Annotated in this window: 9 protein-coding genes and 1 pseudogene; 1 reads left to right on the top strand and 9 read right to left on the bottom strand. The window is 52.0% G+C overall.

Annotation, left to right across the window (positions count from 1 at the left end; genetic code table 11):
- Nucleotides 1-108 precede the first annotated feature (108 nt).
- The 9 genes and pseudogenes from ACGG90_RS04190 to helD all read right to left on the bottom strand — a co-directional run bounded on the left by ACGG90_RS04190 (nucleotide 109) and on the right by helD (nucleotide 12,816).
- Complete coding sequence (locus ACGG90_RS04190; RefSeq protein ID WP_390406243.1) at nucleotides 109-1,230, bottom strand: DNA methyltransferase; 1,122 nt, start codon at nucleotides 1,228-1,230, stop codon at nucleotides 109-111.
- Between the two features lie 314 nt (nucleotides 1,231-1,544).
- Entirely contained in the window at nucleotides 1,545-3,113 is a 1,569-nt protein-coding gene (gene guaA, locus ACGG90_RS04185; protein WP_390406240.1) for a glutamine-hydrolyzing GMP synthase, read from the bottom strand.
- Nucleotides 3,114-3,181: 68 nt separating this feature from the next.
- Nucleotides 3,182-4,306 (bottom strand): trypsin-like serine peptidase, encoded by a 1,125-nt coding sequence (locus ACGG90_RS04180; protein WP_390406237.1) that lies wholly within the window; start codon nucleotides 4,304-4,306, stop codon nucleotides 3,182-3,184.
- Between the two features lie 1,067 nt (nucleotides 4,307-5,373).
- Nucleotides 5,374-6,297, bottom strand: coding sequence for a type I pantothenate kinase (gene coaA, locus ACGG90_RS04175; protein WP_390406234.1), 924 nt, complete (start codon nucleotides 6,295-6,297; stop codon nucleotides 5,374-5,376).
- A gap of 23 nt (nucleotides 6,298-6,320) precedes the next feature.
- Nucleotides 6,321-6,491: a FeoB-associated Cys-rich membrane protein gene (locus tag ACGG90_RS04170; protein ID WP_390406231.1), complete on the bottom strand. Its 171-nt coding sequence runs from the start codon at nucleotides 6,489-6,491 to the stop codon at nucleotides 6,321-6,323.
- Nucleotides 6,492-6,685: 194 nt separating this feature from the next.
- Nucleotides 6,686-8,651: pseudogene (feoB, locus tag ACGG90_RS04165) on the bottom strand (ferrous iron transport protein B); the annotation flags it as partial.
- Nucleotides 8,644-9,129, bottom strand: coding sequence for a FeoA family protein (locus ACGG90_RS04160; protein WP_390406230.1), 486 nt, complete (start codon nucleotides 9,127-9,129; stop codon nucleotides 8,644-8,646). The pseudogene feoB and the gene ACGG90_RS04160, both read right to left, overlap by 8 nt.
- A gap of 915 nt (nucleotides 9,130-10,044) precedes the next feature.
- Complete coding sequence (locus ACGG90_RS04155; protein WP_390406228.1) at nucleotides 10,045-10,512, bottom strand: acyl-CoA thioesterase; 468 nt, start codon at nucleotides 10,510-10,512, stop codon at nucleotides 10,045-10,047.
- A 15-nt stretch (nucleotides 10,513-10,527) separates the two neighbouring features.
- A complete protein-coding gene (gene helD / locus ACGG90_RS04150) occupies nucleotides 10,528-12,816 on the bottom strand; it encodes an RNA polymerase recycling motor HelD (protein ID WP_390406225.1) in 2,289 nt (762 codons plus the stop codon).
- A gap of 109 nt (nucleotides 12,817-12,925) precedes the next feature.
- On the opposite strand from helD, the gene ACGG90_RS04145 reads away from it, so the two are divergent.
- A complete protein-coding gene (locus ACGG90_RS04145; protein ID WP_390406223.1) occupies nucleotides 12,926-14,749 on the top strand; it encodes a monovalent cation:proton antiporter family protein in 1,824 nt (607 codons plus the stop codon).
- Nucleotides 14,750-14,766 lie beyond the last annotated feature (17 nt).

Below are 14,766 nucleotides of genomic sequence, written 5' to 3'. Positions count from 1 at the left end.
GACGAAGCCCATCAGTTGGCGACCTGAACTGAATAACTGAATAGGTCGTGCGTCGAGCCGAAAACTAGGTCGGTCTGTTCGTGGTGCATCGATCACCAACTTCTCCGCTCAGTCAGTATTCGCAACGATCCAAACGTTGCTTTCAGACCGGCCAGATGCGATTTCATGTCCCCAATACCGAGGTGAATAATCCAGGTTAAATGCAATATTACGATTTCTTAGTTCTCGGACTTCAAACTTTCCAAATTCATCTTCAAATGGAAATTTCTTTTCGCTGTCAACGATTGGATTAAATTCAGTTTCTTCAGACTTACGATAAACATAGATAAACTCATGCATATTAGCTATTCCACCGTAGTCTCGTCCACGGGGGTTATTAACAACTGTGATTAGTTCAACAAAATTATCACTTCCGAATACTTCGTCCATTAATACGCCGAGATACTTAACCTCATGATCATCTAGCTGAACAAAGATTGATCCGTCATTTGCAAGTAGTTGGTAGGCTATATCTAGTCTGTTCTTTATAAAGGTAAGCCACGCAGAATGATTAAACTTATCATTATATTCAAAACTGTCTTTACCAGTATTGTATGGAACATCAAGATAAATAAGCTTTACTTTTTCGCGGTAAGAATCGCTAATCGAGTGTAACGCTAGAAGGTTATTACCCTTAATTACTAAATTATCACTATCGATAGAAAGCTTTACGTTGGTATCTTTGGCTGCATCAGCCGCTCCATACCTTTTTACATTGCGCAATATTTTTTTATCAAGCAGGCTATCCACTTCGTCTTTTTCAATAACTTCATTTAAGAACGCATCATCATAGCCTGATTCAGCATCTTCCTGAGTCATACTAGCCGTAAGCACGCCATCCTTGAAAGGAAAGTCCAGCACAACGTCTTGACTATCATCAATATACCGACCATGCGCAGTTAACCCAACACGGTTTTCGTATTTAGTGTAGCTAGTATCCCAGTAATCATCGTACAGCACCGCTTCTTCTAACTGATCAATCTGAAACAACTGTTGACCTGCTACATGTTTGACGTAGTTGTCCTTTATGAAATCAATTTGAAACAGCTTGGTCAGCAATGCTTCGTCATATGCCCGTAGATCATCAGACACCTTGGCGCGATTCAACTCATCCCCAATGAAGTACTTATCTCCAAATGAGGTAAGTGCTTTTTTCAATTCGTCAAAAATCCTTGGCTCTATAATTGCCATACAACACCCACTCCTTACATTTACTTGTGCATATCACACTTCGATGATGAATTTTCCGCAGAATTATTTCAACAGTTTCAAGAAATTCTTCGCATTACTAGATAGCCACTGTGTCTCTCACCCTGTCATTTTAACCCTGCCGCGTCTCAAACACTTCAGTATTTTTAAAAATCCCCGCCAACTCAGCCCTCATTCGGCCCAAACTTGGCGGGGATTTTGGCGGGGAACGTAACAATTTCCCCGCCAATCGTATCCTTTGTATCTTCCGAAAATGCCGTTAAATCAACATTCCGGGCTCAATTTACATGTACCTTTTATTCCCACTCAACCGTTGCTGGCGGCTTGGAGGTAATATCATACACAACGCGGTTGATGTGCCCCACTTCGTTAACGATGCGCGCAGAGATCTTCTGCAAGACCTCCCAATCGATGCGGGCAAAGTCGGCAGTCATGCCGTCAATGGAAGTAATCGCGCGAATGGCAATGGTGTAGTCATAAGTGCGACCATCCCCCATGACGCCAACGGAGCGGAATCCAGGCAAGACGGTGAAGTATTGCCAGATGGATTCGTCCAAGCCGGCCTTCTTGATTTCATCACGCAAGACGGCGTCGGATTCGCGCACGATTTCCAGCTTCTCAGGTGTCACTTCACCCAACACGCGGATACCAAGGCCTGGGCCTGGGAACGGTTGGCGCCACACGAGTTCATGCGGGATGCCGAGGCGTTCACCGAGTTCGCGGGCTTCGTCTTTGAACAGCTTGTTCAGCGGTTCGATTAGCTTGAACTTCAAGTCGTCTGGCAAGCCGCCGACGTTATGATGCGACTTGATGGTTTGCGCCGTATCAGTACCGGATTCAACCACGTCGGTGTACAGCGTGCCTTGGGCCAGGTATTCGATGCCGTGCAGTTTGCGGGCTTCGGCGTTGAAGACTTCGATGAAGTCGCGGCCGATGATCTTGCGCTTCTGTTCTGGGTCGGTGACACCTTTGAGGTCGCCTAAGAAGCGTTCATGCGCGTCGACTTTGATGATTTTGACCCCAAGGCCTTTGCCTAAGGATTCCATCACCTGGTCGGCTTCATTCTTGCGCAACAAGCCGTGATCGACGAAAATCGCCGTGAGCTGTGAGCCGATTGCTTTGTTCAACAAGGCGGCGACCACAGAAGAATCCACGCCGCCAGACAAGCCTAACAGCACTTGCTTGTCGCCGACTTCTGCGCGAATTTCTTTGATCTGCTGATCGATGAAATCGCCCATGTTCCAGTTGGCCTTAGCGCCGCACACGTCAAAGGCGAAGTGATGCAAGATCTCATGGCCATATTTGGTGTGTTGCACTTCGGCGTGGAACTGGATGCCGTAGAACTTGCGCTCGTCGTCAGCCATTGCCGAAATCGGGCAGTTGTCACTGGTGGCAGTCACATGAAAGCCCGCAGGTTCTTCGCGGACCAAGTCGCCGTGGCTCATCCAGACGGTTTGTTTTTCTGGCAAGCCGGCAAACAAGACGGCGTTGTCATCGGTGACGGTGATGTCGACTTTGCCGTATTCGCGGTTGTCGGCAGGTTCAACTTTGCCGCCGAGGCGCTGCGCCATCAGCTGCATGCCATAGCAGACCCCCAAGATCGGGATCCCGAGCTTGAAGATGTCATCATCGACACCCAGTGCTCCTTCGTCATACACGGAATTTGGGCCGCCGGAGAAAATGATCCCCTTAGGCGCGATTTCTTTCACTTCTGCAGCCGTGATCGTGTGCGGCTTGAGTTCGGAATAAACGCCGAACTCGCGGATCCGCCGGGTGATCAATTGGTTGTATTGACTACCATAATCAAGCACGATGATCTTGTCGTAATCTTGGTTTGCCAAGCTTTGCCACGCTCCCTTTTTCATATTGAACTAATTTTACTGATAATTAGGCCCGCGGTCAATCAAGGATGAGAATTTTCCCATCAAGTTGGCTACCAAACTTTGCTGGCGTCGACATAACCCAGCCATGTGCCGCCTTTGGCCTTCGTCCACAGTGAATACACTACGCGATTGACGCCTACGACATTGCGCGTGGTCACATACACCGATTTATTGACGTAGCTGCTGGTGGTGCCGCGGGTGGTGTGCAGCCACAAGTCGCCATAGCGCGTAACGGTGGCGTGGACTTTGAGCGTTTTGTTCACCGCAGTGGTGGTTTCATTGCCAAAATCCCCGACGTTGGTCCAGCCTTGAAACTGTCCGCTGTAATTGTACAACGCAGCGTAGGTCTCACCGTTATACGCCAAAGCCGTTTGCTTGACGCGGTAAATCGCATTGAGCTTGGTGGTCCCTAACACAGCAAAAGTAAAGCTGCTGTAGCGATTCCAATTGGCGCTTTTGACATAAACTAACTTGTTCACATTGGTGACGTTACTGCTGGCATTGCGCCATTGGATCAGCGTGTTGTTGATGCTTGAAGTGATCGGCGCGCCGCCATTGAGCGTCGTGCCTTCAGAGAAGCCATGCACGGCTTGGACTTGATCAGCGGCGTTATACAGCGGGCTGCCAGAAGAGCCGCTGGTCGAATCAATGGTGTATAACACCAACGGATTGACGCTGAGCATCGCGCCGCTGCTGGTGCCTAATGCGCCGCCTAAATCGGCTGAATAACCAGACAGCGTCAAGGTTTGTCCAACCTTAATGCCGCTGGTGGATTTCAGCCAGCCGGTTTTCTTGCCAATGGCTGAACTTAACTTCACCACCGCCATGTCGCTGGCATTGCTTAAAGAGCTGGTGTAGCCCGGCAGCAGATCCAGCTTATTGCCCACCGCCGTTCCATAAGGCGCTGCGCCGCGATTGTAAGCCGGCACGACTTCCACTTTGGACGCATAGCCGCCATATAGCGGCGAATACACCACATGCGCCGCTGTCAACACAGTTTCGGCCCCGATCAAAGTGCCAGTGCCTTGCAAATAAGCGCCTGGCAGCTTAGCAAAATACGCCCGCACATACACCAACGCCCGATACGGCCAAGCCGTTGTGTTGGTAACTTTCACGCGGCTGTCTTGGCCGATCACCACCGCGTTGACCGCGGCAACAGGGATACCAGCTGACAACCGGTAAACCGATCAGTAACGCAATCCAGCGGATCACTCGACGCAATCTCATGATGATGCCTCCATGCACTTACCTAAAGTAACCATTAATCACCGTTATTATGCATGCCCTTACCTATTTTAACAAGGGTAAACATCGTGGCTTTATGCACAAGGCTTAAGCATCAACTGATGCAGACGAAACTTATTTTGCAGTGGGATTGCGTGCTTAATTTAGGTGAGATTTCTCCTATTCACCGGGCGTAGTGCACCGTTGATTCAGCACAAAATTGAAGCTTGGACATGACACACGCGCAACTAACCTGTCATGAGCTTTATATCCAACTGGTATCGGCTATTCGTGCTGGTCTCTGCTGGGTTTGATCAAGTTGTACAGCTTAAACCTGATCGACTATAGTAGGACAGGTATTGCGGAGGTGCGCGGAGAAAGCGGCGGTCAGGCCGTGAAACGATCAGCACAGTAAGACAAGCGCACTTTGCTTGGCTTACTGTGCTGATCGCGGCAACTTTTGAGATTTGCAAGGCGAGCGCAGCGAGTGCAAAGCTCAAAAGTTAGGCGGAAAACGCGCGAACTTCTGCGCGGTTGCAGCCGGCCGCACTGCCTGCGCCGCCGCTTTCTCCGCGCACCGCAGCAATACCTGTCCGGGGCTTTACCCCAAACCCAGGTCCGCGCTTTTTATGCTGTGGTCTTCGTCGAGCTACGTGGCGCAACGCGGGTCCAATTAGCTACGCCCCCGTACTCGCGGCAAACTACGCCGCAAATACGAGGGCTAGGCTAATTGACCCGCTAAGTGCGCGCCACTGCGCTCTGGTTTCTTCGTCGAGCTACGTGGCGCAATGCGGCGTGATATAAGCCGTGACGCCAATTGGGCAAAGTTCGCCCAACTGTCATCCCGTCTTATCTCCACCGCTAAGTGCGCGCCACTGCGCTCTGGAGTACAAAAAAGCCCGCGCTTGCGGACTTTACCTTCAATATTCACTTTCTATTACCAAGAAGCTGCCGCAGGTGACCCCGGCCAGCTTGGATGGCTGTTGCGCAAACTCAAAATCTTTCACTGTGCTGCCTTTTAGAACTTGCGCAACTCCACGCGGTCGATCACATGATTAGTGGTTTTATGTAAAATCACATCGGCGCGATTCTTGGTGGGCAAGATATATTCATTCAAGTTGGTCAAGTTCACCCGGTGCCACACATCACGCGCCATGGCGAAAGCAGCATCGCGATCGCCGATGGCATATTCATAATAATAGTTGGTCGGATCGGTGAAGGCCGTATCCAACAACATCCCGAAGCGCTCCAGATACCACTGCTCGATCAATTCAGGATTGGCGTCGACATAAATCGACAAGTCGAAATAATCGCTGATATAAATTGGCTGCTTGCTTGGCAGCTGCAAGACATTAATGCCTTCGACGATTAAGATATCGGGATGATCAATCACTTCTTCTTGATCCGGCACAATATCATAAATCTGATGCGAATACATCGGCGCGCGCACGATTCCTTGGTTGTTTTTGACATTGTTGAGAAAATGGATCAACAAGTCCATGTCATAACTTTCCGGAAAGCCTTTGCGGTCCATGATCCCGCGGCGTTGCAGTTCCGCATTGGGATACAAGAAGCCATCGGTGGTGATCATTTGCACCCTTTTGTCCGGATAAGCCCGCGACAACATCAGCTGCAACAAGCGAGCGGTGGTGCTTTTGCCCACTGCAACAGAACCGGCGATGCCGATGATAAAAGGGTGGTTGTGGTCGTGTTCGCCCATGAACTGGCTGAGGTTGAACTCGGCAGTTTGATAATCTCGGTAGCGCACGTGGATCAAGTGGCGCAGCGGGCTGTAGATGTCTTTGACATCTTGGAGGCTGACTTCATCGTTAAGACTACGCAGCTGCTTCAGCTCGCTATCGGTGACCGACGCGAAGTTGCGGGTGTGAAAAGTCGCCCATTCTTCGCGGGGAAAAACATAATAATTCATTCTTGATTCCATGATTGCTCCAGTGGCGCCTAGAATTAGGCGTGTTTCTTATTATTCTGCTGGATGGCTTGCGCCTGATCGAACAGCGGACAGCCGACGTCGCCGCAAGACTTGCAGCCGTCAGCAGTGTGCTTCTTAAAGAAGCGGCGATAAATCACGCCGCATACCAAAGCGAAAATGATCAATGCAATGATTAACGTTGCCATCAGCAATTCCTCCTATGTTAGCACTTCCATGTGACTGACTGCAAGCGATTATGCCAACTCCGGCGCCGCGGCCCGTTCGCGTTTGATAAACAACCCAAACCCGATCAGCCCCAAAGCCGCCACCGCCAGGCCTAAGCCCCACAGTGTTGCAGTTCCGGCAACAACTGCGCCGATTTGGTTGATGATCGTGGCCACCATATACGCCACAGCACATTGATAGCCCACCGCATACCAAGTCCACTTGGTGTCGCCAAATTCCTTATACATCGTGCCGATCGACGCAAAACACGGCGCGCACAACAAGTTGAACACCAAGAATGCATAACCTGCCATTGGCGCATAAGCGCTGCGCAGCGAGCTTTCAAACTGCGCCATACTGCCAGATCCAAAGGCAATGCGGAAAGTCCCCACGCAGTTCTCCTTGGCGATCAAGCCAGAGAAAATCGCCGCCGTAGCCCGCCAGTCCCCGATCCCAAGCGGGGCAAAAATTGGCGCAATGGCCCCGCACACATAGCGCAGAATCGAATGGTTCTGATCCACCATTTGCAAGCGGAAGTTGAAGTTGACCAGAAACCACAACAGCACACAAGACGCGAAGATCAAGGTGCCGGCTTTATACACAAAGGCCCGGCTGCGACTGTACACTGAGCGCGCGATGTTGGCGGCTTTGGGCAAGTGATAAGCCGGCAATTCCATGACAAACGGTGACGGCGGCCCGGCAAACAGGCGCGTTTTCTTTAAGAAAATGCCTGAGCCGATCACCGCCATAATCCCGATGAAATAAGCCGATGGCGCCACCCAAGACTGGCCGGGAAAGAAGGTCCCGGAAATCAAAGCGATCACGGTGAGCTTGGCTGAACACGGCATGAACGTCGTCAACATGATGCTCATGCGCCGGTCGGCTTTGGCTTCAATGGTGCGGGTGGCCATGATGCCAGGCACGCCGCAGCCAGTGGCGATCAACATCGGGATGAAGGCTTTGCCAGACAAGTTGAACTTATGAAAGATCCGATCCATCACAAAGGCGATGCGCGCCATGTACCCGCAATCTTCCAACATCCCCAAACACAGAAACAACATCATGATCTGCGGCAGAAAGCCTAAGATCGCCCCGACGCCGCCGATGATGCCATCGACAATGAGACTTTGCAGCCAAGTTGCCACTTGCCAATGCTGCAGGGTTTGCGTGGCCAAGTGCGGCAGCCACGCGCCAAACACCGTGTCATTGAGCCAATCTGAACCGATGCTGCCGACAGTTTGAATCGACACATAATACACCGCCCACATCACCACGGCAAAAATCGGCAGCGCCAAGAAGCGGTTGGTAACGATACGATCGATGCGATCCGAGGCGCTTTCGGCAAAATCATCTTTGTCGACGACACACATGGCGATGATCCGCGCAATATAGTCATAGCGCGCATTGACAATGATCGCATCGGCGGAATCACCAAACAAATCTTCGGCCGTCTTGATCGTGGCTTCGATATCGGCTTGTTGTTGCGGCGTCAAGCTGACTTGGGCGACAACTTGTTCATCGCGCTCGAATAACTTAATCGCATACCAGCGGCGCTGACTTGCTGGATATTGGGTCAGTTGCGCTTGGATCATACCCAGCGCCGATTCGACGCGCGGATCATATTCAGGATAAGGATAATGGCCGACTTGCGGGTCTTGGTCACACATCTTAGCAATCAAGTCGTCGACATGATCGCCGCGCATCGCCGAAATGCCGATCACCGGCACCCCCAGTACATAACTGAGCTTCTTTAAGTTGATTTCGCGATTCTTCTGCTTGGCCAGCACATCCATCATGTTCAACGCCACGATCAGCGGCCGGCCGGTTTCCATCACCTGCAAGGTCAAATACAAGTTGCGCTCGAGGTTCGTGGCATCTACCACGTTCAACACGCGCGACAGCTCGCCTTCAAGCAGGAAGTTGCGGGTGACGATTTCTTCTGAGGTATAAGGCGACAGCGAATAAGTGCCTGGCAGATCTTGAATGACCACCGTTTTGTCTTGGCGCAAGCGCCCGGCTTTGCGCTCAACTGTGACGCCTGGCCAGTTGCCGATCATTTGCTTGGCGCCGGTGAGCGCGTTAAACAGCGTTGTTTTGCCGGAATTCGGATTACCGACTAATGCTAAAGTTTCATCAGCCAATGGCGCCCACCTCCTCAACTAAGATCTGCGCCGCTTCGGCTTTGCGCAGCGACAGCTTGTAGCCGCGCACCACCAACTCGATGGGATCGCCTAATGGGGCGACATTGTAGACTTTCACCAAGGTGCCTTTGGTCAAGCCCATGTCCATCAAGCGGTGGCGCAAAGCCGGCTGGCCGGCTAACTTGGCGACAATGCCTGAGCGATGCAGTTTCAATGCCGACAACGGCACCGCATCTTCGCTGGCTTCGGCGTTAAAAGGCCGCACGGCGATTTGTTCGGCGATTTCATCTGACATGGCCAAGCGCTGCCCTTGAAAATACACCAGCATCCCGGTGTTGCCGCTGGAGGTTTGAATGACAGTGAGGCGCTTGCCTGGCAGCATGCCCAGTTCGGCGAGGTGCTTGGTCAAGCGTTCCCGGCCTAACACCGCCATGATGATATAATCGCCAGTTTGGCGCAGCTGCGTGAGCGTTTGCATGTCAGTCACCTCTTCCTAGTCTCATGATATTCTAATCATACAGGTTTCTGGCGGCTTTGTATCGCAATAACTGCCAGATTCAAAGTTTGGCACAAGAAGTCCAATAACTGGCACAAGTATTCGCACAAGCAAACACAAGTTGCCGTTGTTCGTGAAGGCCGAACTGGTTTCGCTGCGCAGGGTGGCGGCGGTGAGGTGGTGCAGGCGGTGCGGCCGGCTTCAACCGCGCTGTGGGACGCGCGTTTTACGCCTAATTTCGGAGCCAGGGCTCGCTGCGCTCACCTTTCTGTCTCCGAAATTGCCGCGATCAGCAGGGCAAGCCAAGCACAGCCCGCTTGTCTTGCCCTGCTGATCGTTTCACGGCCTGACCACCTCACCGCCGCCACCCCGCTTCGCTGCACCAGTTCTCCGTGATCGAATCAGGTTAAATCATAGCTTGGTAACAAACCATCAGAAAATGCGGTTGCCTGAACAACGACATCAAAAAAAAGCAGATGCCAGTCGCATTATGCGGCCATCATCTGCTTTGAACATCGATTACGAATCACGTTAATGCTAAATGGTTGATCAAATATTCCAACACTATACTCAACTGACAGTAACAGGCTACAGCCTCTAACCTAGCCCACACTGAAGCGGATACCCACAAACTAGGACTGGGGCAACGGCGTGGTGGGCGCCAGCGGGTCGGTCAGGCCGTGAAAGGTGTGATGTCTAGGAAGACTCGCGTACTTTGCGAGGCTTGCTCGACATCACACCCGGCAAGTTCAAAGACAGGCAAAGTGAGCGCAGCGAGCGCCTGGCTTTGAACTTAGGCGGAAAACACGCGCTTTTCAGCGTGGTTGCAGCCGGCCGCACCGCCTGCGCCGACCCGCTGGCGCCCGCCGCGCAGCTACCCCGGTCCGGCCCTGCCCCTTAGTCCAAACCGACTTCAGGCATTTCCTGCCGCCGCAACTTATTAGCAGCCCGACGCTTGGCGTAACCGGCAACGAGTTGTTCACCTTCTGGATAATCCGCCACCAATTCAGCAAGCGGTGCGTCAGTTTGCGACACAAAAGTCGAGAACGCATACCCGGCCAAATAACGCTTGCCTGAATCCAGATCCTCGCCGACCATTTTGGTGAAGACTTCCAAGGACTTCTTGCCCACGCCTGACACCACAGACGAATACATCAGCGCGTGGCCCAACAACACCGGCGCCACATACACCATTTCATCCACACTGCCGGTAACCAATTGGCGCTTGGCAAAGCGGTGCGCCGCAATCGACGCACTTTCATCCAGCCACGCCAAGGTGGTGCCGCCAAACAAGCTGTCATGTTCATTCATTTGGGCTTGAAAGACGCGGTGGGTGGTAACGGCTAAGGTTTCAGACATTCTCATAACTTCGACTCTTTTCTAGACTTGTTCGTATAATTCTTCAGGCACTTGATCCAACAGCGGCGACAAGTCTGGCGTCGCCAACAAGATCAAGCGGTGCATCGCGCGGCTGGCAATGGTGTACAACAATTCGCGCTCGTCTTCGTGATGGAAGAAATGCGCATTGGCTTGCCATAACACCACCGCGTCAAATTCCAGCCCTTTGGCCAAATAAGACGGCACAATGATCACCCCGGCGGCCAGGCGCTGGTTTTCGCTGCGAATCAAGGTTGCCGCCACGCCGTCGTTTTGCAACAAGCGGTAGACATGTTCGGCTTCTTCCAAGGTCTTGGCGATCACCGCTGTGGTTTGCGAAGCGGCATCATCCACTGCCAAGCGGGCTTTGAGTTCTTCCAGCAGCGCCGTTTCACCAGGGCGCACTGCCACGATCGGCAGCGGGCCGTTGCGGTCGAAGGCATCGATTTGTTGACCGGAGCGCAAGATTGCCTTGGTGAACTCGGTAACTTGCTTGGTTGAGCGATACGAGCGGGTCAATTGAATGACACGGGTCTTATCTGGGTCGAACAACTTGGAAACATCTTGAATCAGCGAATGTGACGCCGATTTGGTGAAAATGGCCTGGTTCAAGTCGCCTAACAAGGTGAACTTGGCCTTCGGGAAGCTGGCGCGCAAGTAAGCCAATTGATACGGCGTATAGTCTTGGATCTCATCGATGAAGACATAGCGCATGTTGCGCTCGCCATGGCGGCCGGTCATCAAGTCATATAAGTACAAATACGGCGTGGCATCAGCCATGGCCAGCTTGCGGTCTTTGAAGTCGACTAAGAACTCGGCGACATTGTCCTGCCAAGCGGCTTCAGTCAACCCAAAGGCACTCAGATCCACGAACTTGCCAGCATTCTTCAAGAACGCCAGGTATTGGCCGCGGACATTGAGGAAGTGATTGCGCACGATGGCCGTTTGAATGTCGGCAAAAGCGTCCATCACGATTTTGCGGGCAAAGAAGCGGTATTCTTCATCAGAGTCTTTGAATTCCGTCTTGTTGGCTTGCAACTCGCGGATCTTCTCTGGATCCATGTCTTCAACGGTTTCTTGGACCCACTTGGCATGCATCGTGCTTTCGACTTTGCGGTTAAGCATGTTGATCAAGCGCTCTTTAGTCGCCGTCAAGCGGTTGCCTAAATGGTAGTTTTCATTGAAAGAGTAGAAGATCTCTTGAATGCGGTGTTTGGAGAAGAACACTTCGCCGCGGAACTTGATGTCGCGAAACTTCATCCCCGATTGCTCTAAGCTTGTCGCATAAGCGCTGGTGGCATGAAAGAAATCCAAGCTGGCTTTGAGATTGGCCGCCGCTTTTTGCGTGGGGTCTTGCACCACTTCAAATTGAGAAAACAAGTCTTGCACGGTGATGCTTGGCACCCGGCGTGTGACGTATTGATAGAAGGTGAATTCCACCATGTTCTGTTCGCCGAGTTCCGGCAAAACGTTGCCGATGTAATCGGAAAACAATTGGTTAGGGCTGAACATGATCACTTGGCTGGAGTTCAAGTTGCCGCGGTAGCGATACAGCAAATATGCCACCCGCTGCAAGACGGCGCTGGTTTTACCAGAACCGGCAGCGCCTTGGACAAACAACAAGTCGGCTTTGGTGTCGCGGATGATCTGGTTTTGCTCGCGCTGAATGGTGGTGACGATGCTCTTCATTTGGGTATCAGACTTCTCGCCTAACACTTCCAAGAGCATTTGATCGCCGATGGTTTCAGTGGTGTCAAACATCGTCTGGATCTTGCCGCCTTGAATGACGAACTGGCGCTTCAGCGACACCTCCACCGTTTGTGTGCCATCAGGGGTTTGGTAAGTCACCTTGCCTAAGCCGCCATCATAATAAATCGAGCTGATCGGCGCACGCCAGTCGTAAATCAGAAACTGGCCTTTGGCGTTGGTGAATGAACCCAGCCCAATGTAGATGGTTTCCGGTTTGGCTTGGCCTTCTTGAAAATCGATCCGCGCAAAATACGGACTTTGCTGCAGGCGATGCACCGTCTTCAGCTGCAAGTCGGATTGCTGCCAGGCATTCTGGCGTTCATCCAACAAGCGCTGTTGCTGCTCGATGGACGCCGCAGTTTCACTGGCTTCGGCGTCTGAGCTGAAGTTCAGCGAGAAATCACTAAAGAAATTCTTGTTTAAATCCTGTTCTTCGGCCTTGGTGCGGTCGACTTCAGCACTCAGGCGCTTGTCTGCTTGCTTAAGTTCATCGATGATCGTATCCAAATGCGCTTGTTCAAACTTCTGGTCTTGTTCTGCCACACGCAATGCCTCCGCTTCCTAAATAATCGTTATAATATAGTAGCACTTTTACCCACAATTAACAATGTGTTAACATGCAAGGGTACTTGTGCAAATCGGAGGACGACTAATGGAAAGTTTATCGTTATTGGTGGTTTTGTTTGCGGCGTTGGCCATTCCTTTGGTGATGGCCAAATTCAACATCACCAGCACCCCTACTGCAGTGGCCGAAATCGTCACCGGCATCGTCTTAGGCCAAAGTGTTGTTGGCTGGGTGCAGCCCACTGCGGTGTTGACTGAATTGGCCAGCTTAGGCGTGATCGTGTTGATGTTTCTCTCTGGTATGGAAATCGACTTCAGCTTGTTTAAGCCGGCTGCCAAACCGGAAAAACAAATCGGTCCGGCCAAGCTGGCGATGTTGGGTTATGCCAGCATTGTGGTATTAGCCGGCGCTTTTGCGGCAGTGTTATCAGCTACCGGCTTCTTCCCACATCCGGTGTTTGCCACGATCATTTACGCCACTGTGGCACTAGGCGTGGTGATCGCTGCTTTGAAGGAAAAAGAGCTGCTTTCCAAGCCTTTTGGCCAGACGATCTTGTTGATCGCGGCATTCGGCGAGGTGATCCCGCTGTTGAGCTTGACGATTTACGCGTCGCTTAACGGCTCCAATTCTAAGCAAGTGTGGTGGCTGCTGGCGATTTTCGTGGTGGCGATCTTCTTGTTGATGCGCTTTCGCAAGCCGTATCAATTCTTCGCCCGCATCGACAAAAGTACCACCCAGCTGGACATTCGCCTGGCCTTCTTCTTGATCATCACCTTAGTTACTGTGGCCGAAACGGTCGGCGCGGAAAATATCTTAGGCGCCTTCTTGGCGGGCATCGTGATGAAATTATTGCGCCCGCGCGAAGAAACCCAAGACAAGCTCACCAGCCTCGGGTATGGCTTCTTCATTCCGATTTTCTTCATCATGACCGGCGTGAAAATCAACCTGCGCAGCTTGTTGGCCGACCCGAAGGCCTTGGCCTTGATCCCGTTGCTGCTGGTTGGCTTCTTCGTGGCTAAAGCGGCTTTGTTGGTGGTGTTGCGCCTGCGCTTTAAGCCGACTAACGCGGTGGCTGGGACGTTCTTGATTTCCACAACGATCACCTTGGTCGTGCCGGCGTTGACGATCGGCCGCAACTTAGGGATTATTTCCGCCACCCAATCTGGCGCCTTTACCTTAGCGGCGATCATCACCTGCATCTTCAGTCCGATTTTGTTTAACCGCTTCTACCGCGCCGAACCTGACGACTTCAAGAAAACGGTGGTGCATTTTATCGGAACGAATTTGTTGACGGTGCCGATCGCTCAGCAATTGTCCCGCGGCTTGTATGACATCACCATGTACACCGATGATCCGGCCAAATACCGAACGTATAATTCAGAGGTCAACGTCAAGCTGATGCCGGCGTTTTCCCAAGGCGCCTTGAATGAAGCCGGCGCATATGACGCCGATGTGGTGATGCTGGCATACTTCGATCATGATAAGAACTTTGAGTTGGCGCAATGGGCGTTGGCGGCTAAGGTGCCGCGGATCATCGCCCGCTTTGAGTCCAAGAACGTGCAAAGCACCCGCTATGACGAATTGCGCCAAGCCGGCGTGGAAGTGTATAACACCATCGACGCGTCGATTTCCTTGCTGCGCTCGCTGATCGAAACGCCGTCGACGTTGAAGATCTTAGACGACACCAACGCCGGGATCTTTGAAATCACGGTGCACAACCGCCGCTTCACCGGCATGGAAGTCAAGAATCTGCCGTTTATTAACGATATCACCATCAGCCAGATCTATCGCGACCGCCAATTCATCGCCCCGCATGGCGACACGCAGATCCACTTAGGCGATCACATCATTTTCTCTGGGGACAAAACTGCGGTTGGGGAAATTCGGCAGCAAATGGAAAAGCTTAACTAACCAACACCAACGGCCCT

The organism is Lacticaseibacillus jixiensis, assembly GCF_042847315.1.
Taxonomy (GTDB): domain Bacteria; phylum Bacillota; class Bacilli; order Lactobacillales; family Lactobacillaceae; genus Lacticaseibacillus; species Lacticaseibacillus jixiensis.
This window is presented reverse-complemented; position numbering and strand designations above follow the sequence as displayed.